The organism is Halorubrum kocurii JCM 14978 (assembly GCF_000337355.1).
Classification (GTDB): domain Archaea; phylum Halobacteriota; class Halobacteria; order Halobacteriales; family Haloferacaceae; genus Halorubrum; species Halorubrum kocurii.
Window position 1 is genome coordinate 1 of sequence record NZ_AOJH01000102.1, and the last position, 25,298, is coordinate 25,298.

Here is a 25,298-nt window from a genome sequence, read left to right on the forward strand (position 1 = left end):
ATTGCGACCGACGACGCGAAAGAGTGGCTGACGGCGATCAAAGGCGTGGGCCCGAAGACCGCCAGCGTCGTGTTGAACTTCCACTTCGGGAAGCCGACGATGGCCGTCGACACCCACGTCGAGCGGGTCTCCAAGCGGTTCGGGCTGGTGCCGGAGTCGGCGTCGAATCAGGCCGCGCACGACGCGCTCGACGACCTGGTGCCCGACGAGCTGATCTACCCGCTTCACGTCCTCCTGATCCGACACGGCCGAGAGCGCTGCTCGGCCCGCGGCGCCGACTGCGACAACCCGGTGTGTGCGGCGTACTGCGACTGCGAATACTGTTCGTAAGTCGGATCGTTGTCTGTTGATCGCGGTTCAGTCGATCGCATATAAACGGTTGCGCGCAGACCGGTGACGAAGGCCGCGAACGCTCCAGCCGCGCATGCGCTCCTCGCGCCCTGCGGGCGCTCGGCGGCGCGCGCCACCGCATTTATAAAGCGTGTCGCCGTCGGCGGTTCGTCAGGTTCTTGAGTCGGTTTCGCCTACGCTCGGTCGCGCGCGGGTTGCCGAGCCAGGCCAAAGGCGTAGCGCTTAGGACGCTATCCCGTAGGGGTCCGCCGGTTCAAATCCGGTCCCGCGCATTCTCTACCTCCCGTTTTCGCTTTGTCTATCTACAAGCATGAGCGAAACAAACCTCGATAAGCCGAATACGCTGAAACGCTGTCCCGGTTTCGATTCGGATATGCTAGAGCCGAATAGAACGATTACAATAGTCCGGAAGGGCCAACGCGACTTCTTAACCCGGAAGGCCGCCGTAGACTACTACGAGTACCGCAAGCCCTTCTTGACCTACCTCCTCAAAATGGGAAAGAACCCCAAGAAGGCGAAGGGATACTCCCCATATACGGTGTGTCAAACTGGTCATCGGTGCGCTCGGTTCGACTTGTGGGTATGGGAGAACCGTGGCGGATACAAAGCACCACCTGACCAAGAGGATGCTCGGGCCTACATGGAAGAGGTCGCCTTCCGGGATGTAACCGAATCAACGAAAGGCAAGATCCTCGGTTCCCTCGGACGGTATTCGAAGTGGCTTCAGCACAAGTTTAACCGAGACGAATGGGAGTTTAACTGGAATTTCCAATCAGGTGGAGGCAACAACGGCCCGAGAGATTTCCTAACAAAGCCTGAGAGACGAAAAATCCGACAGGCTGCACTCGGGAAGGACGGCACGCCTAACTACGGGACAGACGATCTTCTCGAAGCTGACCCCGAGAGTTGGAAGTTCACCTCTCTCGTTTGGACAAGCCTCGATGCCGGTCTTCGTCCGGTGGAAGTTGGGAACGCTAGGGTTAGCTGGTGTGAACCGGAAAATTCTCTCCTTCGCATCCCGCGAGAAGATTCGGCGAAGAACGAGGGGAATTGGACGGTCAGTCTCACCGACAGAACAGCAACCGCGTTAGAACGGTGGATAGACGAGCGAGAAGACCATCCGAGATACGAAGACACCGACAAGCTGTGGCTCACTCGGCATGGGAACCGCTACGGTTCGAACGAACTGAGTCGGATACTCAAAGACCTGTGCGATAGAGCTGGAATCAATCACCAGAATCGCCAGATGTCGTGGTACTCCATTCGCCATTCAGTTGGTACTCACATGACCAAAGAACGGGACCTTGCCGCAACACAGGCTCAGTTACGTCACGAGTCGGTGAAGACCACGCTCAAGTACGATAACGTCCCGGTTGAAGATCGACGAGAGGCACTTGATAAAATGGGCTGAGAACCCTACCTGCGTACAGATTGTGGTCACCACAGAACGACATCTCGTCGACGTCCCTCGATCCGTGCGTAAGTCGACGACAAGGGGGTCTATCACTTTGACCTGCAACGGTACAAACGCCTACTTTGCTTAGATTGGGCAAGGTGAACTAACATCCCTACGAAACCGGCGTAGCGTGGCTATATTTCCGATGGGCCCTCAAGTACTAGGGGATTTATGAAGTGCAGGAATAATTCATAACTATGTCTGACTTCAACGAAATATCGAACTTCGTTTGGGGAACTGCTGATCTAATTCGTGACAAATTTAAGCGAGGCGATTACGAAGAAGTTATTCTTCCGTTTGTTGTTCTGAGACGGCTTGACTCTGTTCTCGAACCCAATAACGATGACGTGCGGGAAGCCTACGAACAATACGGTGGCGAGCTGAACGAACAGGCCCTCCAAGAAGTCCTGAAAGATGCCGCGGATGCACCCTTCTATAATTACTCTGAGTACACCCTCGAAACTCTGCTCGACGAGCCGAGCGACATCGAGCGGAATCTCAAGGAGTACGTTCACTCTTTCTCTCCGGAGATGCAGGAGATTCTCGACAACTTCGGGTTCGAATCTACTATTGAGGAGCTTGCTAAGCACGATCTCCTCTACAAAGTCGTGAAGCGATTCACACAGCCAGAAGTTGATCTGCACCCTGACCGAGTCGACAACTCCACGATGGGGGACATCTTCGAGGAACTCATTCGCAGATTCAACGAATCTCTTGACGAGAACCCTGGCGAGCACTTCACTCCGAGAGAAGTCGTCCATCTGATGGCAGAGTTGGCAATCGAGCCAGACAGAGACACATTCGAGGAAAACCAGATCCTCCACGTGTACGACCCCTGCTGTGGTACCGGTGGGATGCTGACCGAGACTGAAGGCCGAATAAAACAGATCAACGACGACGTCGAAGTCTGGTCGTTCGGTCAGGAAGTCAATCCCCAGACACACGCCATCGCCAAGTCAGACATGTTTATCAAGGGGGAAGACACCACAGCAGCAAACAACATCTCGGATGGCTCCACCCTCGCGGAAGACGCTTTCCCGGACAAGCAGTTCGACTACATGCTCGCCAATCCCCCATATGGGAAAGACTGGAAAAGCGACAAAGAAGCCGTAAAAAAGGAATACGAGCAAGGCTGGGGAGGAAGATTCGGCGCAGGGCTTCCCGCCAAAGATGATGGCCAGTTCCTCTTTCTACAGACAATGCTTTCGAAGATGCAGGACCCAGACGAGGGCGGAAGTAGAGTTGCGTTTATCTCTAATGGCTCACCACTCTTTACCGCGGACCCAAACATCTCTGATAGCAAAAACGAATGTAGTATCCGAAGATGGATAATCGAAAACGACTGGATTGAAGCGATGATTCGTCTTCCAGATGAACTCTTCTACAATACTAAGATTACTACCTACGTCTGGGTTCTTTCCAATGATAAACCCGATGAGCGGAAAGAACAAATTCAATTGATAGACGCATCTGGCGAAGAGTTTTGGACCCTAATGGATGATAACAAGGGAGACAAGCGAAAGGAACTCACGGAAGACCAAATCCAGAACATCCTCAAAATATATAAGAAAAAAGATAACACTGCAAATTCTCAGATTCATTCGCTACGTGAATTTGGATACAGAAAAGTACGGATCGAACGCCCACTTCGCAAGAATTTCAGGGCCTCTGAAGACCGGATAGAACAGATCAAAGATGAAAGGGCATTCCAGAACCTCTCTGGCAGCAAGGAGGGCAAACAGAAGCAGAAAGCCATTATCAAAATGCTACACGGAATAGATGATGGACTCTACAAAAATAGAGGAGGGTTTGAAGAGATAGTAGATGATGCAATAGAAGAGGCAGGTCTTGATCTCAAGAAATCCGTCCGTGGTAATATTTTCAACGCCCTTGGTGAGAAGGATCCGGACGCAGAAATCGTAAGAGATAGCAAGGGCCGCCCTGAGCGAGATACGGACCTTAGCGACTACGAGTATATTCCTCTGGAGAAAGACGTACGGGACTACTTCGAAGAGGAGGTACAACCCTACCGACCCAATGCATGGATCAATGAGGATATGACTGATCCTAATGACGGCGAGCTTGGGAAGATCGGATACGAAATCAATTTTAACCGCTACTTCTACAATTACGAATCCCCACGACCTCTCGAAAATATTGAGAAGGACATTAAACGAGTAAAACAACAAGTAGTTGATATGATTCAAGAGGTGACCGAGTGATGGATCCTATCAATAAAAAAATAGAAGGTGGGCTCGCCAACGATAGTAAAAACAAATATTTGAAATATGGGGATTATGCGACTCCTGGTATTGAATGGCTAGATGAGATTCCAGCCCACTGGGAGGAAAAAAAGCTAAAAGAGACTATAAAGGAGTGTATAAATGGTATTTGGGGATCTGACCCAGAAGATGTTGAAAAAGTCATCAAATGTGTTCGTGTGGCTGATTTCGATTACAATAGAGTTAGAATAAATAGTGAAAACCTTACTGAGAGGGATATACCAGAAAATAAAAAAACTGGGAGGATACTAAAGAATGGCGACTTATTAATTGAAAAGTCAGGAGGTGGTGATAAGCAACTTGTCGGTAGAGTTGTTCTTTTCAACCTTGATGAAAAAATGGTTTGTTCTAACTTTATTGGCAGGATGCCTGTTCGATCTGGTTATAATTCAAATTACCTTGCATATCTTCACAAATGCTTGTACCAGTATAGGATAAACTTAAAATCGATTAAACAGACCACTGGTATCCAAAACTTGGATATAAATCAGTATTTGAACGAAAGAGTTCCAATTCCGCCATTAGAAGAACAAAAATGTATTGCACAGTTCCTTGATGAAGAGACCAAGAAGAGTAATAGATTAATAACCAAGAAAAGAGAATTAATCGATCTTCTAGAAGAAAAGCGTGCTTCAGTAATTAATGATCTAGTCACCGGGAACACTAATAATTCGAATACAAAAGATACTGAGCTTGATTGGTTCGGTTCGATTCCACAAGGCTGGCAGACAATCAGTCTAAGAAATATCGTAGACGATTTTGTAGACTATCGTGGTGCTACACCCGAGAAGAGTGATACTGGAATAACGCTCATTACAGCGAAAAATATTGAAAACGGCAAATTAGATTTCTCTGAAAGCCACGAGTACATATCCGAAAAAGAATACAACGATTGGATGACGAGGGGTAAACCAGAAGCAGGTGATATACTGATCACGACTGAAGCGCCGATGGGTGAGGTAGCCCAAATCCAGGAAACGCCAGTAGCTCTTGCTCAGAGAATTATCCTATTAAAATCTAACACAGATATTATTAATAAAACTCATCTAAAATATTTCTTGTTCTCTGAGATTAACCAAGCACAGCTAATGAAGAATCAAACAGGATCAACTGCAAAGGGAATTAAAGCCTCTAAACTGAAGGGGATTCGTGTTTTTGTTCCTCCGAAAGAGGAGCAGAAGAATATTGTTGAAAAGATAGAAGATGAATCGGGTGAAATTGACAATTTAATATTCAAAGTAGAACAGGGAATAGAATACTTGAAGGAGTACAGAAGGGCTCTAATCGCTGAGGCCGTGACTGGACAGATTGACGTGCAAGGTGAGATCTAATGTCTGATAAGCTCAGTGAGAGAGCATTTGAGGAGGAAATTGTAAATGATCTTATCTCAGACACGAATTGGGAGGAAGGCGAGTTAGAACCGCTATATGAGCAGTTTGATCCCGGTGGATACCGTGAACGGGAAAATCGCCATTACGACAAAGAACTCGCCCTGATCCCGGAGGACGTTTTGGCGTTTGTCAAGGCGACCCAGCCCGACGAGTGGGAAAAGTTGGCGGATTTCCACGGTGAGGGTGCCGAGGGCAAATTCCTGAACACGCTCGACAGACAGATCAAACGGAAAGGCGCAATCTACGTACTCCGAAACGGTTTGAGGCTTAGTGGAGCGAGGTTTCAGCAATTTGCATACTTCGAACCCGCTACAGACCGCAACAAGAAGGCGGTCGAAAACTACCAGAAGAATATCTTCTCGGTCATACCAAGGCTCACCTACAAGTCGGGATCGAATCTGGAAGTCGATCTCGTCATCTTCCTGAACGGCATTCCGATTTTCACTGCTGAGCTGAAAGGAGAGTTTACTGGGCAGGACGTTATCGACGCTAAGGATCAGTATCGGACAGACCGGGATCCGAGAGACAAGCTATTCAGCCCTGGTCGTTGCCTCGCTCACTTCGCCGTTGATCCTGAGGAAGTGTATATGGCCACCGAGCTTGATGCGCAAGACACCTATTTCCTACCGTTCAACAAGGGATACAAGGAGGGTGCCGGCAACCCTCCCAATCCCTCTGGCTACCGGACAAGCTACTTCTGGAAGTACCTGCTGAGCCCGGACAGCGTTCTCGACGTCGTCCAGAATTTCATAACCGAATTTCGTGAACGAGACGATCAGGGGAACCTGAAAGACTCCGAGTTCCTTGTTTTCCCACGGTACCACCAGCTCCAGGCGGTAAGGCGGAGTGTCGTCGACGCAGAGCAGAACGGTGCGGGGCAGCGATACCTCATCCAACACAGCGCGGGTAGTGGTAAGACCTTCACCATCTCCTGGCTTGGGCACCAGCTTGCTGAACTCCATAGCGATCAGAACGAGCCGATATTCGACTCAGTGATCGTTATCTCCGACCGGAGAGTGCTTGACGACCAACTACAGCACCATCTGAAGCAGTTCTCTCAGGTCGACGGGGTCGTTGCCAACGTCGAGGACAACTCCCAGCAACTGAAGGAGGCGCTCGAAAGCGGGGAGAAGATCATCGTTACCACGATCCACAAGTTCGACTACATCGTCGAGGAGATGCAGGATCTCTCCGACAGGAATTTTGCCGTTCTGATCGACGAGGCTCACTCCTCCCAGACGGGCGAACTCAAGGATAGTCAAACGAGAGCTCTCTCCGAAGAATCCGCTACCGAGGGCGGAGAGGACGGTGAAGATATCTCCGTCCAGGATCGGTTGACTCAGGATATGGAAGGGAGGGGAGTCCTCTCGAACGTCAGCTCGTTCGCCTTCACCGCCACGCCCAAAGAGAAGACCCTTGAGATGTTTGGCGAGGAGACCGAAGACGGCGGGTACGAGCCGTTCAGTCTGTACAGTATGCGGCAGGCCATCGAGGAAGGGTTCATTCTCGACGTTTTGCAGAACTACACGACGTATCAGGACTATTTCAACCTGCTAAAGACAATAGAGGACAACCCGGAGTTTGAGGAGTCCAAAGCGAAGAGACTGCTCAAGTCATTTGTCGACAGCCACGATCTCGTTATTTCGAAGAAGACCGAAATCATCGTCGAGCACTTCGCTGAAGAGGTGATGCACCGGATAGACGGGAAAGCGAAAGCAATGGTCGTCACGGGATCGAGAGAGCAGGTGGTCAAGTACAAGAGAGCATTTGACGAGTACCTTTCCGAGAACGGCTATGACTTCGAGGCTTTGGCTGCCTTCTCTGATTTCAAATATGAGGGCGAGAAGCTTACAGAGAAGAAGGTCAACAAGAACCTCGATACCAAAATTGAGGACCGATTCGACGAGGATAATGCACGGATCATTATTGTCGCAAACAAGTTCCAGACTGGGTTCGATCAGCCTCTTCTGCACACGATGTACGTCGACAAGAAGCTTGGAGGTGTGAGGGCTGTCCAGACCCTCTCTAGGCTTAACAGAACCCATCCAAATAAGGAAGATACGATGGTCGTTGACTTCAGGAACGATCCGGACGACATCCAGGCTGCATTCGAGGATTTCTACACCAAAACGAGGGTCAAGCAGGGAACTAACCCGCAGCTTGTTTACGATCTTGAAGACGACCTACGCGAATTCAGACTGTTCGAAGACAGCGAAGTTGAGGAGTTCACCGAACTCTGGTACGGTGACGACACGACCCAAGATCAGTTGAGCGCTGTGCTCGATCCCGTCAAAGAACGGTACAGGAGTAAGGACAAGGAGACTCAGGAAGAGTTCCGCAAGAAGTTGCGGGACTTCATACAGCTCTACTCGTTTCTCATCAAAGTCGTGAACTTCCGGGACGAAGAACTGCACAAGCTCTATCAGTTTTCGAGGGTCCTGTTCAGGAAACTGGACGTGGAGCGTGGGGAGATGCCGAACGAGGTCAAGCAATTCGTTGATCTTGAACAGTACCGCATCAAAGAGGTTACTTCTGAGGAGAATCGGTCGCTTGAGAAGTCGAACGGTGATTTGGGACCGACTCACAAGTCGAAAGACGGGACGGCCAGGACGGAGGAGAAGAAGTCTCCGTTGGATAACATCGTTGAGATGCTGAACCAGCAGTTTGGTTACGAAGTTGATGAACAGGACAAGACCTTCATCAAGCATCTTAAGAAACGCTTGGAAGAGAATAACGCGTTGAAGGAGACTGTGGAGAAGAACAGCACTGAGAAGGCCCAGATGAAGTTTGAGAACGTCACTCGGCAGGAGATGCTGGATATGATTGACCAGAATACGAAATTTTTCAACAAGGCCACAAATGATGACGAGTTTGCAGAGGTGTTCCAGAGCTGGTTGTTCAATCAGTTCGTTAGCTCCTCAAAGGAAGATACTCGGGGGCTGATAGAGAAGGGCCGAAGCAAGACGGTCGAATTCGAAGAGCATCTCCTGCCAGATACAGAGTCTGACGATCTCGCAAAAGAGAGAGTCGCAAAACACGTCGCTGCGTTCGCTAATACCGCAGGAGGCCACGTGATCGTCGGCGTTGACAAAGAGGGGGTAGTTCAGGGCTTAGAAAGTGACTTTAAATCAATCACAAAAGGTCAAGAAGGATTCAAGAAACAACTTGAGAATGGGTTGGCTGAACACCTTGGGGAGACATTTGCGACTCAACAAACTGAACTCCAATTCAGCACTATTGATGAGAGATCTGTATGTGTCGTGAAAGTAGAGCCAAATGATGAGCCCATAGCGATGGAGGGGGACGAGCTATACGTTAGAAAAGAAGGTGAAACCAAGCAGCTCAGCTCCAGAGATTCAAAGGAATACATTCAAAAGCATTTCAGAGGATAGAATAACCACATTACTACGAATTACAACCCGGAAGGCGCCGCAGTCACGCCGCTGTACCAAGTGTACGCTAGTCGCACGTTCCACCAGAACAGATAGACTCTCCCGTACAGAACCTCAGCTTTTCCACACATCGATAGCCAACTTATTCTAGTCGTTACCTTTCGCCCTCGCGCCCACTTTTGGGGGTAAATTCTGGCAAAAATGCCGCTGGGATGTAGGCCGGGTTACTAATTGGCGCGCACAGAATCCCCGACGATGTTCTAACCATGGTTATCAAATATTCGACTGATAAATTTATCCTTCATAACCCCCGAATTAACTGTACAGATGTATCCACTAAGATCGACCCATATGTAGCTTCACGTCCGGGGTATCTGAGATGGGCAGAAACTGACCGTAGTGTAGCCGCACGTAAAGCACAATCAAAAATTGAGGCCAGCTCAACTCGGTGGTGGTCAATTAAATCGCTCAATCGAGCTGATATGGACCGCTCAAACCCCCGGTTCAGGACTCCAGAATATCGCTCGAAAACAAACTCTATAGAGAATCCTATTAATTCTGAACTGAAATACCCGACTTACGTATAGCGTTTCCCTATAGACTCATCAAATACCAAGGTTTTTCTGTCTGTGGCTCTATGCCCTATACGAGCACTTCCCATTCAAAGAGACGAGACTATCCTCGGGTAGTCTCTTGCCGAACCTCCGATAGGTCGTGGATCGGGGGATAGGAGCTTGGGTAGGTAATGGCCGAACCTACAGTTTTACAATAACTGTCAGACCAGACGTTTGAACGCTGGAAGGTCGCCGGGTTTAGTTCGATATGTGAACACAGATGCGAAATCATATGTCTAGATATAATGTATCCTATATTAGTTGAAATAATACCTTGAGCTAAATCGATTTTGAAGAATGGTAGTACAAATATGATATTGTATTCGTGTTCTTGTTACTATATTTGGTGAACGACAGGTAATTACCACAGCATAACTATATTATTCGCCAGTCAGACTCGAAATAATGGCGGCTGTCGCAGTTCCGCAGCCACCCCTTCCAGCGTCTAACGCCGTAACTTCCAATCGTGGAAATGGAAGGATCAGTTTGCCGTAGGGAGAGTTTCCATCGATGAAAGATAGCATAATTGGAATCAGACTTCCTTCGTACGGGTAGTGAATGATGGATTCATAAATAGCAGCGATTAGGTCAACAACCCCTATGACTATGTGCTAGTCCTCGAAAAATTTCTCTACCGGACAGTCAAACTTGGACACACGACTCCGTCGGCTACTTTTCGATTGGGGGAGTCATAGAACAGTTCACATACCTTGTTTACTAATCCGTAAGTCGTTCAGTATAGTATATTCATTAAGCAAAATATCATTGAGATAAATCTCAGAAATTTAGAAGCATGTTTATCTATCACCGGCTTAATCGATATTCTCACTAACTTTTGTTAAATCACTTGTATGTAAAAAGTAATCAGCGCTAAATTTATCTGGGGAATTTCTAGCACTTTTGTTGAATTTGTCGATGTCTGACACACCAAGAATATCAATTTCAATTGGGGAATTAAACTCTGCCATCCAATCTATTTCCTTATTGAACTTATATACTACAAATTTCCCCATATCTTCAAATTTATCAAATTTTCTTCTTATTTCTCCTAAATAATCTGGATCTTCTTGTATCTCCTTATCTCCCACAATATGCGTTATCCTAGTCGGACCAGGTTGTATCAGATCAGCATGATTCCCCCAGTCCCTAAATGAGACTTTAGCTGCGCTGACAAGAGTGTCTGATGGGAGACGATTATATTGTCTCTCAGTTAGGGTTACCCAGTTATAATGAGGTTGGAGGCCTCTTATTGAAAGTCGGTTCTCTAACGAATTAGTCTTAATCGTTAGTCGTTGATTCCAAGGGTTGTGAAATGATGTCCAATCAATCCTTTCATCAATTCCTCTAACCCTACTGCTAATATTATATTCTTTTTCCAGCATTTTTTGGAATCCTAATCGAGCTAACAAGTGGTGAAGTTCGTACGATAGAAAATCCTCCCATATCCTTCTTGTTCGAAAACTAGTCACATCATATTCGTCTGTCTCCTCTTGATACTGAGATACAACTTCATGTCCAACATTGTTTCCGATTTGACCAACCGTCTCCAAGGTGGTTTTAAATTCTGACTCGTTAATCTGGTACGTCATATATGATTGAATTCTAACTATATCATAGTATCTTCCGGATAGTCTCTCCTCAAATACCGTGTAATTAATAGAAGGAGTGCCCTAGTAGTAGATATTACAATCCAACCAGTCAATTGAAATTGACTGTTCGAATGCTCGTCCTGCCAATTGATTCATCGAATCCCAGATGAAATCAGGTCCTTGCGAATAATTCGATGACACCCTCTGTCGATTGCCAAAATTGAATTAGTCATCTCGGAGAGCGCTACGGCGAGCGGAGTGGGGGTAGATTTCCGGTGGTTGGCACATAGTCATTTATGGTAGATCCGGAACACCCCCACTTGCTCGGAACCAATGATACGGACTGGCCCAAGCAAGCGCACCTCCATTCAGTAGAGTATCAGACGGATTACTTCGCTTGCTGTTGTGATAGTCCCCGACAGGAAGATGGACGAGCTGGCTAGCAACAAATTTCGCTCCTGCGGTATTTGCGTAGCTCGGCTCTTCGCTATCCTCCTGAATCTTCCAGAAGTCGTCCTTAGAGTGACTGGCTAATGGCGGCGAGTGTCTGACCGTAATGGCACCAGCACTTCCGTTCTTATGATACGCATGGTCTTCCTCGAAAGCTTTCGCGCATCTATCTATGTGCTTGTCCAAGGCGGGGGATAGCCACTCAGCAGACACCTTGTTGTCGGGATCGTCAATCCAGAGATAAATATACTCTCGCGGCGCACCTGATGTCTGTGTTACGCTCGTAACTCCTACCGACTCAAAATCAAAGTCTCTCTTTTCTGAGAGGTGATAATTAATTGCTTCCCGTACACTCCGCCGTATTTCTCCCCCATTGAGCATCGCATCAAGCTCCCACGGTGTCAACCGTTCACCAGATTCATCAAATGGAGAAAGACCACGAGTGAGTTTAGCGGTCGTCAATCCTTCATATTGTTCTTGAAATCGTCTGTCAGATTCCAAGATTCGTGGATAGAGGACCTTTTGATGCCGCGTGTACTTCGATGTGCGGTCGTCAGACTTCCACGAAGCCCGTTCAATTCGTAAGTACGTCTCTCGGGCTTCATCTACGGTTAGAGATCTTGTGCCGTCGTGTAACGGATCGGGGAGATCGTCTACATCAACTGATGAAGGAGTCAATCGTAGGCTATCCGAGTTTGACGAGTTCACAAGTGAATTCAAATCATCTTTCGGATAGTGGTATTTGAAAAGTTCGTTCGACCTGTCTATAACTGTCCGCTTAGATCGCGGGAAGATGGCCGAGATGGGTTCTATTTTTTCGCCATCAGTTATTGTATGTCCTTGATGGAATTATTAGGTGTCCTGAGAGGCTGGTTCCTACTATTTGTCCATGGAAATGTAGACCACAGCTCGCGCTCCGACTTTCTTTTTGTGTAGATCTCCCTGCTCGACGAGATCTTCGAGTTTGTTGTATGCGCTTGGTCGGGAACAGTCCAACTCCTCCGCAACTTCGCTGGCAGTCAATACTGGCACCTCGACGCGGTTGAAGACAGAGAGCACGCTATCGAGTGAGATCTGCTCCGTGTACCGACCAGTATCATCACGTCCTTTCTCCATGCGCGTATGTACGAGCGTACAAAGTATAGTCCCTGTGACTTCGAAGTTAGTGGAAAAGACTTATTACCAATAACTACGAAGTTACTGGTAGAAGGTTGCCCGTTCCTCGGGGCGTTGCGGCTTGGAAAACGCCCGGTGCTAGAACACCGGACGGGCGGCCTTCCGGGTTACCAGAAAGCCATGACAGAACACAACTCTCCGGCAGATAAGAGCATCGTTGAGGAACTAGAGACCATCGTAGATATTCGAGACGTTCTCATCCCGGCTGAGTGCGGGTGTAAGGCCGGTAATTACGAAGACTACTGTGGCTACCAGCAAGTGGTCGAAACTGCTAGAGCCGGTGTCTGTGCAGTTCTACATGTTGCTGCTGTAGACCGTAAGAACTCCTCGCCCTTCCGGGTTTCAGGACTCGCTTGCTATGCCCGCTTTGAGGTGGATCTATGACAGATCACCAGAACGACGAGCGCACCGTACGCTGTCCGGTCGAAGGGTGTGACGCAACGCCGCTAGCAAGAGGCGTGAATCTTCACGTTAATCGTTCGAGTGGGGACGGTCACGGACCACGAGGCGAGGTTCCACCAGACGTCTCGTTCGAAGATCTCGAAACCGTAGGGGCACGCGAAGTTGAGATGGACTATCCGGAAGAACGCGAAAACGAGAAACACGCTCGGCTGTGTCCGTACTGTAATCAGACGTTCGCTGGCGAGCAAGGAGTGATGATCCACCTCGGTCAGACAGCTGGTCGAAAGAACCATCCAGAGAGTGCTGGCGAGCATCACACTATCGACGACTTCCCACGCGTGGAAGTTGACGAGCGGGGCAATATAACAAGCGTCATCGATGGAAGTGAAGACATCAATCTAGTTGAGGACAGGATGATGGTTCCAGCTCGGGCTGTCTACACTCTTGTTGCTGAGTTCGTCGCTGAGGACGATCTGGTGACAGCTCATCGTCTCCGCAAGCACCTTCTCGGTGTTGACAATCCAACACGCCCGCTTCGAACTGCGCCAACGGACCAGAAGTTGTTCTCGGCGCTCTTGGGACGGGGGTACGACGGGGAAGCCGGACAACAGGTGTCTTCTACAGTTCGGAAGGATGGGATCATGATTGCTTGCCGAGGTGAGTCTGCGCTCTACTCTGCTGATGAAGCCTTAGATCTCGCAGCAGCGTTAGAAAGGACCGCCAGTCGGGAGGATTGGCAGGGAGAAATTCCCAGCTTTATTCAATTCCTCCGTAACGGAGCCGAAGCTCTTGACGGCGACAGGATGGAGAGTGAACTGCCCAAAGAGTTCGAACATTAGCGGCAAGCGGTCAGATAGCGTGACCCGTACTTAATGCTGTACCGGTCGAAGAGGTTTGTTTCCTTTATATTAAGACAGAATACATATCATCAATATTAGTAAGATACTGAACACATTTTAATAGCTTGAAGTTGCAATGGATGACATGAGCGAACGTACGACATCAATCTCACAATCAATTGAATACGAGACGGCAGCATGCGCACTCTGTGATGATGATGTGTTTGTTGATGATAAAAAAGATAATATTGAGAATATGCCGGAGGGGGTACCTGTTGTTATCGGTGGTGGTAAACACATGTCGGTAAATAAAACGGATCGAGTTAGTTTGAACAAAGACCACTGGCAGCCAGAAGTTTTAATCAAATGGTTTACAGATGATGAGCAAGATCCAGATTTAACCGAACAGTACCTCTGTCCATCTTGCACAAAATCCTTATATAAATAATGAAAGATGAGAGTGCAGTCACCAAGACCATCACATACGATACCGAAAACTGCTCAATTTGTGAGACAGAAGTTGCCCTTGACAGTTCAGTCCCGAAGGATGCATTTGAATCAAAAGGATATGCAGTAATTCTTGGAGAAGGTAAGGTTAATAAACGCATCGAGGAGGAGGGTAACTGGGATTTTGAACTGAAATTCAATTTAGATGCAACTGATCAAAAACATCCGTCTGTTAGTGGTTATATTATCTGTGAAGACTGCGCGTATAGCATGCATGATCACCCCGAAAGCGCGGATTATTATTATGGAAGCATTCCTACTGAAATAGATTCTACCTCCATATCTAGTGATTTGGGAACAGCAGACGATCAGTTAAAAATAGCACTAGCAATTCTGCTGGTTCTATCTGTTGTTATAATAATGTTTGTTCTTTAGATCTGGTCCATCAGTTTCTCTTTTTTATTTTGGAATTCTTCATCAGATATCACACCACTTTCATTTAATTCGCTCAGCTTTTCAATTCTATCTATAGGATCTTCAGATTTCTCATCTGCATTCTGCCTATTTTGTCCGCTATCTCCACATTTTTCTCTAACAAAATCTACTATTGCTTGAATCTCATCTGAATCCTGCGTCTCCGTTATACCAATTCCGTGTATTGTTGCTGACATTTCCAAGGCCAATTTTTTGAAAACCATCCCGCTTTTTAGATTCACCGATGAAATGTCCTTATAATTAAATGTGTTTTGTTCATTTCCAATCAGTTTGTGTTTTCTCTTGACAAATATGCGTTTATCAGTTAATACCATGCGTACGTTGAATGTCTGTTTTTCTTCACCGTTTATAGAGTATCTAGAGCCCGATGAGATATAGTGGACCTTCTCGCCTGGCGAAAGGTGCTGATCAATTTTTGCTACGTTAGACTTGGTAACTGATTTTCCCTGTGGACTACAGTCTAGGTCGGCATTCTCTAGAACAATTTCATTATCATCCTGGCTGAATATCCCCATGTAAACTGTTATGAAATTGTATGATGATAATGATTTCCCTGTCAGAGACAGCCACGTCCAGCCGGTTGGCTAACGTGATTAGCGCCTAACGCTATCCCGGTGAAACTTTATAAGTAAGCCGGCCATTTGTTCCGGTAGACAGAGGAAGACGGTGTTTTGAGAGCGTGTTACGGGGCTGTAGAGTGCCGAAGGCACTCAGGCGCTTAGGACGCTATCCCGTAGGGGTCCGCCGGTTCAAATCCGGTCCCGCGCATGCCTCTCCTCGCGTCGTCCCGACGTCGTTCCAGACACCCGTCTCGGCCGTCGGTCCCGACCGGGCTCTCGTCAATCATTGCCGCCGACGGGATTCCCGCACAAACGCGACCGCTATCGGGGACCCCCGTCAGCGTTGGCCGCGGAGGACCCGATTAAACCGATATGGGGCGACGAGCGGGTATGGACACCGAATTCGCGTACTGGGTGCCGAACGTCAGCGGCGGGCTGGTCGTGTCGGACTGGGAGACGGAGACGGACTGGACGTACGACTACAACCTCGACCTCGCCCGCACGGCGGAGGCGGTCGGCTTCGACTACGCGCTGGCGCAGGCGCGGTTCTTCGGCAGCTACGGGGCGGACAAGCAGCTGGAGGCGCTGTCGATCGCCAACGCGCTCGCCGCGCAGACCGACGAGCTGCACGTCATCGGGGCAGTCCACCCCGGGCTGTGGGAGCCCGGCCCGCTGGCGAACTTCATCTCGACCGCCGACCGCATCAGCGACGGGCGGTTCTCGATCAACGTCGTCTCCGGCTGGTTCAAAGGGGAGTTCACCGGATTCGGCCAGCCGTGGCTCGAACACGACGAGCGGTACGCCCGCTCGTCGGAGTTCATCGAGGTGCTGAAAGCGCTGTGGACCGAAGAGCGCGCGACCTACGACGGCCGGTTCTACACGATCGGGAGGGATATCGACGGCTTCGAGGGCGCACCGTTAGAGCCCAAGCCCGTGCAGGACCCCTACCCGCAGGTGTTCCAGGGCGGGAACTCGCAGGCGGCCCGGGAGATGGCCGCGAGACACGCGGACGTCCTCTTCATCAACGGCGGGAGCCTCCAGGACATCCGCGCCGTCATCGACGACGTCGAGGCGTACGCCGACGAGTTCGGGACGGAGCCGCCGCGGTTCGCCGCGAACGCGTTCGTCATCCAGCGCGAGACGGAGGCCGAGGCCAAGGCGACGTTGGAGGGGATCATCGAGAACGCCACCGACGAGGCGGTCGACGCGTTCAAAGAGCAGGTGACACAGGCCGGGCAGTCGTCGGCGGAGGGCGACGGGATGTGGGCCGACTCCGACGTCGAGGACCTCGTGCAGTACAACGACGGCTTCAAGACCGGCCTCATCGGGACCGACGACCAGATCGTCGAGCGGATCCGGAAGCTGGACGCGATCGGGGTCGACATCGTCCTCGCGGGCTTCCTCGACTTCGAGCCGGAGCTCGAACGCTTCGGCGAGACGATCATCCCGGCGATCGACGAGGCGGACCCGCTCGACCCCGACGCGGTCGACGCGGTCGACGAGATCGAGACGGTCGGCGGCGCGACGGTGGCCCGGTAGATGGGGGACCGGACCCTGCTCGGGATCGTCGGCAGCGTCTCCGCCGACTCCCGGACGCGGACCGCGGTCGAACTCGCGCTGGACGCGGCGGCCGACCGGCACGGCGTCGAGACCGACGTGCTCCACCTCGCCGAGTACGACCTCGACACCGCGGACGGCCGCGGCATCGACGGCTACGCGGGCGACACCGTCGAGGCGCTAGACCTGATCGTCGAGGCGGACGCCTACGTCGTCGGGACGCCGGTGTACCGCGGGTCGTACTCCGGCGCGCTCAAGAACCTCCTCGACATGGTCCCCCGGGGGCAGTGGCAGGGCGACGTCGCCCCCTTCGAGAACGCGGCGGTCGGGCTCGTCGCGACCGGCGCGACGGACCACCACTTCCTCGCGGTCGATCAGGTGCTGCGCCCGGCCTTCGCCTTTTTCGGCGCGCACGCCGTCGGGGGCGCGACGTACGCGACCGACGCCGACTTCGACGAGGGCGAAATCGCGGACGACGCGGTCCGAGAGCGGCTCGCAACCCTCGGCGCGGCCACCGCGGAGCTGGCGGCGGCCGTCGACGAGTCCGCGGCCCTCGGGTCGCTCGGGCCCGCCGTTTAAATACTGATCTCGCGGGCACGGTATTCGTCTCGCCGTCTCGTCGCCCAGACAGCGCCGTCGCCCCAGTAGCGCCGTCAGCAGACAGCGCCGTCGCCCAAGTAGCGCCGACGCTAGCGGGGATAGCGACAGTTCGCGCGAACGGTGGACTACGCGAAAAACGGCGATTCAGCGGCCGAGGGCGCCGACGACGAACGCCGTCAGCGGGACTGCGACGAGCAGGTGATACAGGACGAGCAGGCCCTGTCCGGTCGGCGTGACGCCCATCGCGGGCGCCACGGCGACGACGGGGACGAGCATGACGAGGAAGACCGCCGCCGCGATCGCGACGAAGTTCCGCACCGGACGGGCGGTGAATCTGTCGACGGCCGCGTACGTGAGCGCGGCGCCCGCGCCGGCGACGATCGCTGATCCGACCAACGCTCCCGCCGAGAACGGCGACATCGCGCCGGTCGCGCCGACGGCGATCTCGGTCGCGTCGACGACCGCCTGCGTGCCGAGCAGGGCGACGACCGCGACGAGGACGCCGAGCGTCGTACGGCGGGCGAGCCCGGTGCCCGCCCGCGTGATCGGGACTTGAGGGGTTGCTTGAGCCATCCAAGAGATAGGTGCTCAGATGTTAAATACATGTCGTGTAGATCGAAAAAAGAATTGCGGAGTCGTTGCGGGGCGTCGGGAGGGCGACGGCGGAGTTACTCGCGGGGCTTCGAGAGGTTCTCCACGTCGCCGCCGCACTGCGGACACGACTGGAGTCCGGCCTCAGTCCAAACGCGGTCGAGGCAGTCCCGGCACTCGTACTGGTCCCTCGTCGCGGAGGGGCCCGAAGTCGTGTTTCTTGTCATCACGTACCAATGGGTCCGTGAAATATTAAACCGTTCGTCGCAACGGCAGATACCGGGCGGAGCGGCGTTTTCGCGCCCTACGCGGCGACGAGGGCGGTGATCGAGGCGCCGACGAACACGACGTGAACGGTCGCGTGCGAGAGCATCGCGGCTTCGAGACTGCGCCGCCAGAACAGCCAGCCGAAGATGACCCCGCCCACGGCGTTGCCGACGACGATGTACGCGACGACGCCGGGAGTCAGGGTGAAAACCCTCGCCGCGGCTGGGAGGTGTCCGGCGCCGAAGACGACCGCCGAGAGGAGAACGGCCGCCCACATGACGCGGTCAGACGGCGCGTCCCGCGTCCGGTCGATCGCCGCGAAGAGGCCGAAGGCGACCGTCGACATGAACCCCCACCGGAGGAGGAGTTCCTCGGTGACCCCGCCGTAGAGGAAGCGGAACGGGACCGTCGCGAGAACGCCGCCGACGGTCTCGGTGCCCGCCCGCGGCGCGAGCCCCTCGACGACGAGTCCGAACCCGAACTGCACCGCCAGGATGGCGACGCCGGCGACCACGCCCCACCGGACCGCGGACGCGACGTCACGGCGGAGCCGCGGCAATACCGGCGCGTCGCGGACCGCCCAGTCGAGGAGGTACGAGCGGAGGCCGAGGCGCGGCGCGGTCTTGAGCCCCGCGACGACGGCGATCGCGAGCAGAATCGTCGGCGTGATCAGGGACGCCGCCGCGAGCGCCGGCAGCGACGTTCCCGGCGGAAGCGGCGCGTTTCTGAGCTGTTCGAGGGCCGTCGGGTACAGGCTCGCGACGCCCGCCATCCCGGCCCCGAAGAGGACCGCGAACCGGCGCGGGGTGAGCGTCGCGTCCGACGTGACGCCCGGAGGGTCGCCCGTCGCGTCCCGAGTCGTCTTCATAGCCGCCAATCTCGGAGAATCGTGATAAAACGAACTCCCTCTGGGCGCCCTCGGCGACTCCGACCGGGACGGCCGTGCCCCCTCACGGGTCGGGGAGCCGCGTCTCGGCGTCCGCGCGCGGTCTGGTCGCCGTCGCCCGCGGGGAGATGGCACTGAAGAATCGGCCCGTGAGCGCGAGGCCGGCGACGCTCAAGAGGGCGAACAGCGCGATCTGCGGGGCGGGAACCGGCTGGCCGCTCCGGAGCATGAAGGCGATCATGGCGAGGACCGCGAGGCCGAGGGTGGTGCCCTTCACGAGGAGGACGCCGGTGAAGACGTAGCCCCACGCCCGCCGCTTCCAGAGGAAGGCCGCAGAGAGCGCGAACGACGGGATGACGACGGCGAGGTCCAGCGACTGGATGACGGGCACGGGAAGCGTCGTCCCGGCGATGCTCTCGGGTCTCGTGCCGGCGAGGCTCGCCGGGCCGACGTCGGCGAGCCACAGCAGCGCCACGAGCCCGGCGACGAGCGCTTGGAAGGCGACGTACCCGCGGACCGGATGCCCGTCGAGCGCGGTCTTCACCGCCGTCGGATCGAGGCGAGCGACGCCGCCGACGAGCGTGTACAGCGTCAGGCCGAACAGCGCCACGTAGACGAGGTAGAGCTCGTTGAACGTCGTGAGAAGCGCGTAGGAGGCGTACGTGTAAAGGAAATAGCCGGTGACGCCGAGCCAGACGACGTACCCGCGGAGCGACCCGCGGCGCGCGGACCGGAGGGCGACGGCGAGCGCGGGCACGGCCACGGCGAGCGTCAGGAGGTCCTGGCCGTACAGCTGCGGGAGGAGGACCGCGGCGTCCCGGTAGAACCCCGGGACGAACAGCCCGACGCCGGCCGCGACGACCGCGAGCAGGAGGGTGAGCGCCGACGCCGCCACGTACGGGCGCGTCAGGCGGCGGGGGGAGTACGGGGTTGTCATGGCCCCGGACCGTCGGTGGCGTCAGGCGCGACGCCGAGGCGCCCTTCGACGAACGCGGCGACGTCGGCCGCGAACGCGTCGACGGCGTCCCAGTCGGTGAACTCGACGTCGCCGCTCGGGTCCCGCTCGTCGGCGAGCAGGTCCTTGGCGATCCGTTTCATCATGAGGCGCTTGAGGAACCCGTACTCGGAGAACCGGAGCGCGCCGCCGAACTGGCCGATCCGGTCCGGGTGCCACCCGGTCTCCGCGATGAACGACTCGACGTACCCCGCGGCCTCGGCGCGCTTCTCCTCGTTCGCCGAGGAGAGCGACACCTGATAGAACGCGGTCGGCACCGCCGAGAGGGCGTCCCGATTCGCGGCGACGAACTCACGGACCGCGGACTGGTGTTCGCCGACGTGGATCGACGCGCCCACGACGACGGCGTCGTACGCCTCGAGCGCGACCGAGTCCGGGCGGTCGCGCACGTCGATCGCGGTCGTCTCGTGGCCGCGCTCGCCGATGACGGTCGCGATCCGGTCCGCGATCTTCGCGGTCTGTCCCTCGCCGGTCCCGTAGAGTATCAGAACGGAGCTCACGTGTGATTCCACCTCAAGGTGGACGTTCACCGCGCCGGCAGATAAATGTCGTCAGGCTAATGCGATCAGTCGCCACGGTGCGCGGTCGCTCGCCGCCGCCGTCGCGTCTGTGCGGGGCCAGTTCCGGCTCACCGACGCGGGGCGCCCGATCGATCCGACGGCGGCAGGCCGGCGTCTCGGGGGGTCGGCGGGTCGCGATCCGCGAGGCGGTCGCCGCCGTAGACGACGAGCAGCGCGAGCGCGACCAGCACGAGCGGAACGGCGCCGGTGACTTCGGCCAGCAGGTTCAGCCACGGGTCCGGCACGCCGTTCGGGATGAGCGCCGCCGGGTCGGCGGGGTGGTAGATCCCCATCGTGTTGATGCCGGCGTGGAACACCGCGACTGCGAGGACGCTGCCGCCGGTGCTGTTGTACATCCACGTCCAGAGGACGGACCCGGCGAGGATGGAGACCAGCCAGAGGAGCTGCTGGGAGCGCGCCCACCCGCCGTGGGTGGTCGTGGCGTTCAGAAACAGCGGGAGGTGCCAGGTGGCCCACGTGACGCCGACGATGGCGCTCGACGTCAGCGCGCTGTAGGAGTCCTGCAGGACGGGCAGCATGAAGCCGCGCCACCCGAGGTCCTCCTGCCCGCCGCCCCACACGGTCCCCCACGCCATCGCGAACAGGTAGATGAACGGCGATTCGAACCCGGAGAGGTCGAGCGGCCCGCCGGCGGCGGCGAACAAGAGAACCCCGACCGTGAGGATGATCGCGGGCAGGCCCAACGCGAGCGCCCACCACTTCGCGCCGATCCGCCACTTGAACATCTGGCCGACCCACCTGCGGAGGCTGCCCCCGGTGGCCCAGATGACGACCGCCGCCCCGACCGGGGGGCCGAACCCGCCGAAGCCGATCAGTATCGAGTGCGTCCACGACGCTTCCAGCCCCAAATACGCGAGGACGCCCTGCACGGTCCACGTGAACGCGTAGGCGATCGCGACGAAGCTCGCGAGGCGGTGTCGGTCGATCCACGCGCGGATGCCACTCATGGCCGACACCTGTGATCGGGAGCTAGTTTAGTTTTACCAACAATTAGCGCGAGCGACCCACCAGTTTGACCGGCGAGCAACCTACCAGACCGACGGGGAGTACTCGAAGGTCAGCTCGTCGACGGTCTCGGGAGGGATCCCGATGTCGTCGAACAGCTCTCGGAAGACGTCTCGATACGTCTCTTCGGGGATCTCTTCGCCGACCGGGAGTCCGACCCGCGCGTACAGCCCCCCGAGGCGGTCCAGCTTGAGCGTGTACGTTCGGTCCCCGTCGCGTGTCCGTATCTTCGCGCTCTGGACGATGAAGAACACGCTCAGGATCCGCCGGTCGTCGCGGAACGAGGTCTCGGTGTACCAGCCGTCACCGCCCGTCGGGGAGCCGGTGGCGTCGGTCCGCTCGCCGCGGGCGGCCTCGTAGACGGCCTCGAAGTCGACGGGCGCGGCCACCTCGACGCTCGGGATGTCGGTGCCCTCCGCCGCCTGCTCGCGCAGATCGGCCGCGCGCTCGCGGGCGTCCGCCGCCGAGACGTCGAACGCGAGCGTGAGCCGGTCGACGAGCCACGCCTCCGGCGGGACCGATTCGACGGGGAACTCCCCGGCGACGGACGCCTCGTCGAACAGCGAGACGGACGGCGTCTCGCCCGTCACGCCGACCTCGGCGAAGACGCGGTCGGTGTGGTACAGCGAGAACCCGAACACCCGGTAGTCGTCGCCGAATCGCGCCTCGAGGTCGGCGATGTCGCCCGGAGCGATCCCGAGCGGCTCGGTCGAGTTCACGTAAAAGGGTTCCTCCACCGCGTATCCGGCCTCGCGAGCGGCGGCCAACGCGTCGTCGTACGCGACGTCGACCTGGAGGCTGTCGGACCAGTACGACGCCTCGTCGGCGGTAAGCGTCGAGCAGCCGGCCACCGACGCCGCGACCGCGGCGCCCGCGGCGGCCATCACCCGCCGTCGCGTGACCGTCCTCCGTGGAGACGGCTCGCGTTGCTGGTTCATACGGGGCACTACGAGTCAGATAGTTATTGACATCCTCCTCCGCGTAAACGCGGAGGAATCCCGAGCGGTGGGAGTTTCAGGTTTGTAGTCCAATCAGTTGACTACCAGACCTTTCGGGCACGGGTAGTCCCACAGTGTCGGACTGGTGGACTGCTGGCCATGCCAAGTGGCCGTTACCCCTATCCTTCACCGTGTATGGCGTCCCACATGTTGTTTTTGCCACGGGGACGCCGGCAGGCATCAGCGGAGTTGGGGGTATCGTGTCGCGTGCTTTGAGCAGTCGGCAGAGACACACCCTTCGAGGATGTGGCGTTCACCGACTGCCCTTTCAGATACTGCCTCGTTACGCGGGCGGACAGGCCGCCTCCGAAGGACGGTTCGGAATCCGCTCCGTTCCGACCGATTCCTGCCTTCACATAGAGCGGCCTGTCAGTTAAATCTCCGTATGTGAAACTCGGTACAGACGTTCGGCTAGTGGATTGCTTCCCACCATGTCGGCTTCATCACCCGCCTGAAGGCGGGTGTATTCGCCTTGCCGTCTTTATAACTATGCGTGCCGAGCGCACCGCCCGGTTCGCTCACCGGGCCTGCGGGGCGCTCATCCGACGAGCTGATCGATTCGCCGACCCGCGGCGGTTGGCCGAGCCGCGGCGGCTCGCCGGGCCGCGGCGGTTGCCCGAGACGATCGATTCACCGAGCCGCGGCGATTCACCGCGGTTCGGGGTCGGTCGGCTCGCACACCCGCACCCATCCGCCGCTGTTGACCTCGACGAGATACTCGGCGTAGCGGAATTCGACGCTCCCCGTCGTTTCGCGAGCGGTCCCGTCCGGACGAGCGCCGAAGAGGGCTCCTTCGATCGCGGCGACGTCGACCACGTTGTACAACGTCGGAGCGTCGACCTCAGTCGGCGCGACGCCCTCGGCGTCCGCGATGGCGAACACGATCACCGACGTGAGGGCGTCGTCTTGGTCGGGGTCGTACAGTCGTTTGGCGACTTGCTGCCACCGCGTGTCCCGATCGGGGGTCACGTCGTCGCCGCTGTCGGTCCCGCTGCCCGCTCCGCCGTTGTTAGTTTTCGGCATTCGTCTCACCGTTCGCGTTCTGCTGGCTGTCCAAGGCCGCTCCGGCTCCGATCAGCGCCGCCGTCACCTGCTCTGCGTTTGCAGCGGGCATGACCGTCTCGCTCGCCGCATCGAAGCTGACGACCCCGAGGGCGACTAACTTCGGGATGTGGGTGTGATAGAGCGAGACGTACGCCCGCTCGTGTTGACGGTGGGTGACCGCCCCTTCGGGAACGTCGTTCTCCCACGCGGCGACGTCCGTCGCCAACTCTGTCAGTGACTGCTGTGCGTCCTCGAGCAGCGAGTAACAGACGTATCGACGCCGTCTGTGAGCCAACGCCTCGTAGACGTGATCGAACTCGAGTATCTTCCGTGGGAGAGAGCGGTCCCCGGTCGCTCGGACCGAGACGGCGACGTTGCCGTCGTCCTCTCCCGTCGATTCCTCGCTCATCTTGCCGTCCGAGAGGCTCGTAGCGTATTAATACTCTCCGCAGGGGTGAGTATCCGGGAGTAGCGACCCGAACGAGTGGCCCGTCGGCATCTCCGCGACACACCGGCGTCCGATCGCGGTCTCGCGTCGCGGCTCCCGAGCCGGGCGTCAGGAGCGTCGTCGGGCGTGGTACTGACGGCGGTCCGGATCGCTCGGCGTGTCCCGGGACAACGACTACGTCACTGCCCCGAGAACCGGTGGTCATGCGCCGTCACTCGGCACGGAGGCTGGCATGAGCGCGCCGGTTCGGGTCCCGGAACGGCCGGTCGCGCACGTGTACGACGCGGCGTACGCGGGCGTGCCGAACTGGGACATCGGCCGGCCGCAACAGGCGTTCGTTCGGCTGCTGGACGCGCGGCTCGTTCGGAGTCCCGTCCTCGACGTCGGGTGCGGGACCGGAGAGCTCTCGCTGTTCCTCGCCCGTCACGGCCACGACGTGCTCGGGATCGACCTCTCGCCGACGGCGATCCGACAGGCCACCGAAAAGGCGCGGTGGCGCCGGATCCCCGCTCACTTTCTCGTCTGGGACGCGCTGGAGGTTGCGAGGCTCGGAGAAGCGGGCCTCTCGTTCCGGACGGTCGTGGACTCGGCGATGCTCCACATCTTGGGTGACCGGGAACGCGACCGGTTCATCGAGGGGCTCGGCGACGTCCTCGACACCGGCGGGCTCTACTGCGTGCTGGGCGACGCCCGTCGCAGGGAACGCGACACCTACGGCATCACGCCCGCGGAGATCCGGGCCCGGTTCCGCGAGGCGGACGGGTGGGAGGTGCTGTTCGCCTCCCCGACGGTGTTCGAGCGGCGGTGGAGCAGCAACGCGGCGTATCTCATCGTCGTTCTGCGACGGTGACAGGCGGCGTCG

At 55.9% G+C, this 25,298-nt stretch carries 24 protein-coding genes and 1 tRNA gene; 13 read left to right on the forward strand and 12 right to left on the reverse strand.

Annotation, left to right across the window (positions count from 1 at the left end):
* From C468_RS16150 to C468_RS16170, 6 genes are all read left to right on the forward strand, one after another.
* On the forward strand, positions 1 to 330 hold a 330-nt coding region (locus C468_RS16150; protein WP_394295482.1), incomplete at its 5' end, for an endonuclease III domain-containing protein.
* Positions 331 to 538: 208 nt separating this feature from the next.
* A tRNA-Leu gene (locus C468_RS16155) sits at positions 539 to 623 on the forward strand.
* A gap of 101 nt (positions 624 to 724) precedes the next feature.
* On the forward strand, positions 725 to 1,762 hold the full coding sequence (locus C468_RS17705) for a site-specific integrase (protein WP_080510661.1): 1,038 nt from the start codon (positions 725 to 727) through the stop codon (positions 1,760 to 1,762).
* A gap of 242 nt (positions 1,763 to 2,004) precedes the next feature.
* Positions 2,005 to 4,029, forward strand: a complete 2,025-nt coding sequence (locus C468_RS17710; protein WP_080510662.1) for a type I restriction-modification system subunit M — start codon at positions 2,005 to 2,007, stop codon at positions 4,027 to 4,029.
* Positions 4,029 to 5,420: a restriction endonuclease subunit S gene (locus tag C468_RS17715; RefSeq protein WP_008849976.1), complete on the forward strand. Its 1,392-nt coding sequence runs from the start codon at positions 4,029 to 4,031 to the stop codon at positions 5,418 to 5,420. Before C468_RS17710 ends, C468_RS17715 begins: the two co-directional genes overlap by 1 nt.
* Positions 5,420 to 8,872 carry a DEAD/DEAH box helicase family protein gene (locus C468_RS16170; protein ID WP_008849977.1) on the forward strand — a complete coding sequence of 1,151 codons (3,453 nt, stop codon included), beginning with the start codon at positions 5,420 to 5,422 and terminating at the stop codon, positions 8,870 to 8,872. Before C468_RS17715 ends, C468_RS16170 begins: the two co-directional genes overlap by 1 nt.
* 1,426 nt (positions 8,873 to 10,298) lie before the next feature.
* Here C468_RS16170 and C468_RS18225 read toward each other — a convergent pair.
* A complete protein-coding gene (locus C468_RS18225; RefSeq protein ID WP_152422944.1) occupies positions 10,299 to 11,075 on the reverse strand; it encodes a hypothetical protein in 777 nt (258 codons plus the stop codon).
* A gap of 1,329 nt (positions 11,076 to 12,404) precedes the next feature.
* Positions 12,405 to 12,641 (reverse strand): DNA-binding protein, encoded by a 237-nt coding sequence (locus C468_RS16175; RefSeq protein ID WP_049912296.1) that lies wholly within the window; start codon positions 12,639 to 12,641, stop codon positions 12,405 to 12,407.
* 6 nt (positions 12,642 to 12,647) lie between these two features.
* On the opposite strand from C468_RS16175, the gene C468_RS18235 reads away from it, so the two are divergent.
* The 4 genes from C468_RS18235 (at position 12,648) to C468_RS18245 (ending at position 14,824) form a co-directional block, all read left to right on the forward strand.
* Complete coding sequence (locus tag C468_RS18235) at positions 12,648 to 13,085, forward strand: hypothetical protein (RefSeq protein WP_152422945.1); 438 nt, start codon at positions 12,648 to 12,650, stop codon at positions 13,083 to 13,085.
* Positions 13,082 to 13,942: a hypothetical protein gene (locus C468_RS17720; RefSeq protein WP_080510663.1), complete on the forward strand. Its 861-nt coding sequence runs from the start codon at positions 13,082 to 13,084 to the stop codon at positions 13,940 to 13,942. Before C468_RS18235 ends, C468_RS17720 begins: the two co-directional genes overlap by 4 nt.
* A 145-nt stretch (positions 13,943 to 14,087) precedes the next feature.
* Positions 14,088 to 14,390: a hypothetical protein gene (locus C468_RS18240; RefSeq protein WP_152422946.1), complete on the forward strand. Its 303-nt coding sequence runs from the start codon at positions 14,088 to 14,090 to the stop codon at positions 14,388 to 14,390.
* Complete coding sequence (locus tag C468_RS18245) at positions 14,390 to 14,824, forward strand: hypothetical protein (protein WP_152422947.1); 435 nt, start codon at positions 14,390 to 14,392, stop codon at positions 14,822 to 14,824. Before C468_RS18240 ends, C468_RS18245 begins: the two co-directional genes overlap by 1 nt.
* Here C468_RS18245 and C468_RS18855 read toward each other — a convergent pair.
* The gene (locus tag C468_RS18855) at positions 14,821 to 15,399 is read right to left on the reverse strand and encodes a PH domain-containing protein (protein WP_080510671.1); all 579 of its coding nucleotides are present in this window, start codon (positions 15,397 to 15,399) and stop codon (positions 14,821 to 14,823) included. The two genes, C468_RS18245 and C468_RS18855, sit on opposite strands and share 4 nt — an antisense overlap.
* A 435-nt stretch (positions 15,400 to 15,834) precedes the next feature.
* Between C468_RS18855 and sfnG the strand changes: the two genes are divergently transcribed.
* Entirely contained in the window at positions 15,835 to 16,983 is a 1,149-nt protein-coding gene (gene sfnG, locus C468_RS16185) for a dimethylsulfone monooxygenase SfnG (RefSeq protein WP_008849979.1), read from the forward strand.
* Positions 16,984 to 17,580: an NADPH-dependent FMN reductase gene (locus tag C468_RS16190; protein ID WP_008849980.1), complete on the forward strand. Its 597-nt coding sequence runs from the start codon at positions 16,984 to 16,986 to the stop codon at positions 17,578 to 17,580.
* A 165-nt stretch (positions 17,581 to 17,745) separates the two neighbouring features.
* Here the strand turns inward: C468_RS16190 and C468_RS16195 are convergent, their stop codons facing one another.
* The 9 genes from C468_RS16195 to C468_RS16230 form a co-directional block, all read right to left on the reverse strand.
* Positions 17,746 to 18,174, reverse strand: a complete 429-nt coding sequence (locus tag C468_RS16195; RefSeq protein ID WP_008849981.1) for a DUF6069 family protein — start codon at positions 18,172 to 18,174, stop codon at positions 17,746 to 17,748.
* Between the two features lie 95 nt (positions 18,175 to 18,269).
* On the reverse strand, positions 18,270 to 18,419 hold the full coding sequence (locus C468_RS18255) for a rubrerythrin-like domain-containing protein (protein WP_152422948.1): 150 nt from the start codon (positions 18,417 to 18,419) through the stop codon (positions 18,270 to 18,272).
* Between the two features lie 77 nt (positions 18,420 to 18,496).
* Complete coding sequence (locus C468_RS16200) at positions 18,497 to 19,327, reverse strand: CPBP family intramembrane glutamic endopeptidase (RefSeq protein WP_008849982.1); 831 nt, start codon at positions 19,325 to 19,327, stop codon at positions 18,497 to 18,499.
* 82 nt (positions 19,328 to 19,409) lie between these two features.
* Entirely contained in the window at positions 19,410 to 20,282 is an 873-nt protein-coding gene (locus C468_RS16205) for a hypothetical protein (RefSeq protein ID WP_008849983.1), read from the reverse strand.
* Positions 20,279 to 20,860 carry a flavodoxin domain-containing protein gene (locus C468_RS16210; RefSeq protein WP_049912307.1) on the reverse strand — a complete coding sequence of 194 codons (582 nt, stop codon included), beginning with the start codon at positions 20,858 to 20,860 and terminating at the stop codon, positions 20,279 to 20,281. The genes C468_RS16205 and C468_RS16210 overlap by 4 nt, the downstream gene beginning before the upstream one ends.
* A gap of 128 nt (positions 20,861 to 20,988) precedes the next feature.
* The gene (locus C468_RS16215) at positions 20,989 to 21,888 is read right to left on the reverse strand and encodes a CPBP family intramembrane glutamic endopeptidase (protein WP_008849985.1); all 900 of its coding nucleotides are present in this window, start codon (positions 21,886 to 21,888) and stop codon (positions 20,989 to 20,991) included.
* Between the two features lie 81 nt (positions 21,889 to 21,969).
* Positions 21,970 to 22,884: a hypothetical protein gene (locus C468_RS16220; RefSeq protein WP_152422949.1), complete on the reverse strand. Its 915-nt coding sequence runs from the start codon at positions 22,882 to 22,884 to the stop codon at positions 21,970 to 21,972.
* Positions 22,885 to 23,592: 708 nt separating this feature from the next.
* On the reverse strand, positions 23,593 to 23,967 hold the full coding sequence (locus C468_RS16225; RefSeq protein ID WP_008849987.1) for a HalOD1 output domain-containing protein: 375 nt from the start codon (positions 23,965 to 23,967) through the stop codon (positions 23,593 to 23,595).
* Positions 23,954 to 24,397, reverse strand: coding sequence for a DUF7344 domain-containing protein (locus tag C468_RS16230; RefSeq protein WP_008849988.1), 444 nt, complete (start codon positions 24,395 to 24,397; stop codon positions 23,954 to 23,956). The genes C468_RS16225 and C468_RS16230 overlap by 14 nt, the downstream gene beginning before the upstream one ends.
* A 271-nt stretch (positions 24,398 to 24,668) precedes the next feature.
* Here C468_RS16230 and C468_RS16235 point away from each other — a divergent pair, with 271 nt between their 5' ends.
* Positions 24,669 to 25,286 (forward strand): class I SAM-dependent methyltransferase, encoded by a 618-nt coding sequence (locus tag C468_RS16235; RefSeq protein WP_008849989.1) that lies wholly within the window; start codon positions 24,669 to 24,671, stop codon positions 25,284 to 25,286.
* The last annotated feature ends 12 nt before the right edge of the window (positions 25,287 to 25,298 follow it).

Excerpts from the sequence above, each read along its gene's own strand:
- C468_RS17705 (WP_080510661.1), top strand. The coding sequence starts at position 725 with ATGCTAGAGCCGAATAGAACGATTACAATAGTCCGGAAGGGCCAACGC.
- C468_RS16175 (WP_049912296.1), bottom strand. The coding sequence starts at position 12,641 with ATGGAGAAAGGACGTGATGATACTGGTCGGTACACGGAGCAGATCTCA.
- C468_RS16195 (WP_008849981.1), bottom strand. The coding sequence starts at position 18,174 with ATGGCTCAAGCAACCCCTCAAGTCCCGATCACGCGGGCGGGCACCGGG.
- C468_RS17715 (WP_008849976.1), top strand. The coding sequence starts at position 4,029 with ATGGATCCTATCAATAAAAAAATAGAAGGTGGGCTCGCCAACGATAGT.
- C468_RS16230 (WP_008849988.1), bottom strand. The coding sequence starts at position 24,397 with ATGAGCGAGGAATCGACGGGAGAGGACGACGGCAACGTCGCCGTCTCG.
- C468_RS17720 (WP_080510663.1), top strand. The coding sequence starts at position 13,082 with ATGACAGATCACCAGAACGACGAGCGCACCGTACGCTGTCCGGTCGAA.
- C468_RS18255 (WP_152422948.1), bottom strand. The coding sequence starts at position 18,419 with ATGACAAGAAACACGACTTCGGGCCCCTCCGCGACGAGGGACCAGTAC.
- C468_RS16225 (WP_008849987.1), bottom strand. The coding sequence starts at position 23,967 with ATGCCGAAAACTAACAACGGCGGAGCGGGCAGCGGGACCGACAGCGGC.
- C468_RS18245 (WP_152422947.1), top strand. The coding sequence starts at position 14,390 with ATGAAAGATGAGAGTGCAGTCACCAAGACCATCACATACGATACCGAA.
- C468_RS18240 (WP_152422946.1), top strand. The coding sequence starts at position 14,088 with ATGAGCGAACGTACGACATCAATCTCACAATCAATTGAATACGAGACG.
- C468_RS16200 (WP_008849982.1), bottom strand. The coding sequence starts at position 19,327 with ATGAAGACGACTCGGGACGCGACGGGCGACCCTCCGGGCGTCACGTCG.
- C468_RS16190 (WP_008849980.1), top strand. The coding sequence starts at position 16,984 with ATGGGGGACCGGACCCTGCTCGGGATCGTCGGCAGCGTCTCCGCCGAC.
- C468_RS16215 (WP_008849985.1), bottom strand. The coding sequence starts at position 21,888 with ATGAGTGGCATCCGCGCGTGGATCGACCGACACCGCCTCGCGAGCTTC.
- C468_RS16170 (WP_008849977.1), top strand. The coding sequence starts at position 5,420 with ATGTCTGATAAGCTCAGTGAGAGAGCATTTGAGGAGGAAATTGTAAAT.
- C468_RS18225 (WP_152422944.1), bottom strand. The coding sequence starts at position 11,075 with ATGACGTACCAGATTAACGAGTCAGAATTTAAAACCACCTTGGAGACG.
- sfnG (WP_008849979.1), top strand. The coding sequence starts at position 15,835 with ATGGACACCGAATTCGCGTACTGGGTGCCGAACGTCAGCGGCGGGCTG.
- C468_RS18235 (WP_152422945.1), top strand. The coding sequence starts at position 12,648 with ATGTACGAGCGTACAAAGTATAGTCCCTGTGACTTCGAAGTTAGTGGA.
- C468_RS18855 (WP_080510671.1), bottom strand. The coding sequence starts at position 15,399 with ATGGGGATATTCAGCCAGGATGATAATGAAATTGTTCTAGAGAATGCC.
- C468_RS16205 (WP_008849983.1), bottom strand. The coding sequence starts at position 20,282 with ATGACAACCCCGTACTCCCCCCGCCGCCTGACGCGCCCGTACGTGGCG.
- C468_RS16235 (WP_008849989.1), top strand. The coding sequence starts at position 24,669 with ATGAGCGCGCCGGTTCGGGTCCCGGAACGGCCGGTCGCGCACGTGTAC.
- C468_RS17710 (WP_080510662.1), top strand. The coding sequence starts at position 2,005 with ATGTCTGACTTCAACGAAATATCGAACTTCGTTTGGGGAACTGCTGAT.
- C468_RS16220 (WP_152422949.1), bottom strand. The coding sequence starts at position 22,884 with ATGAACCAGCAACGCGAGCCGTCTCCACGGAGGACGGTCACGCGACGG.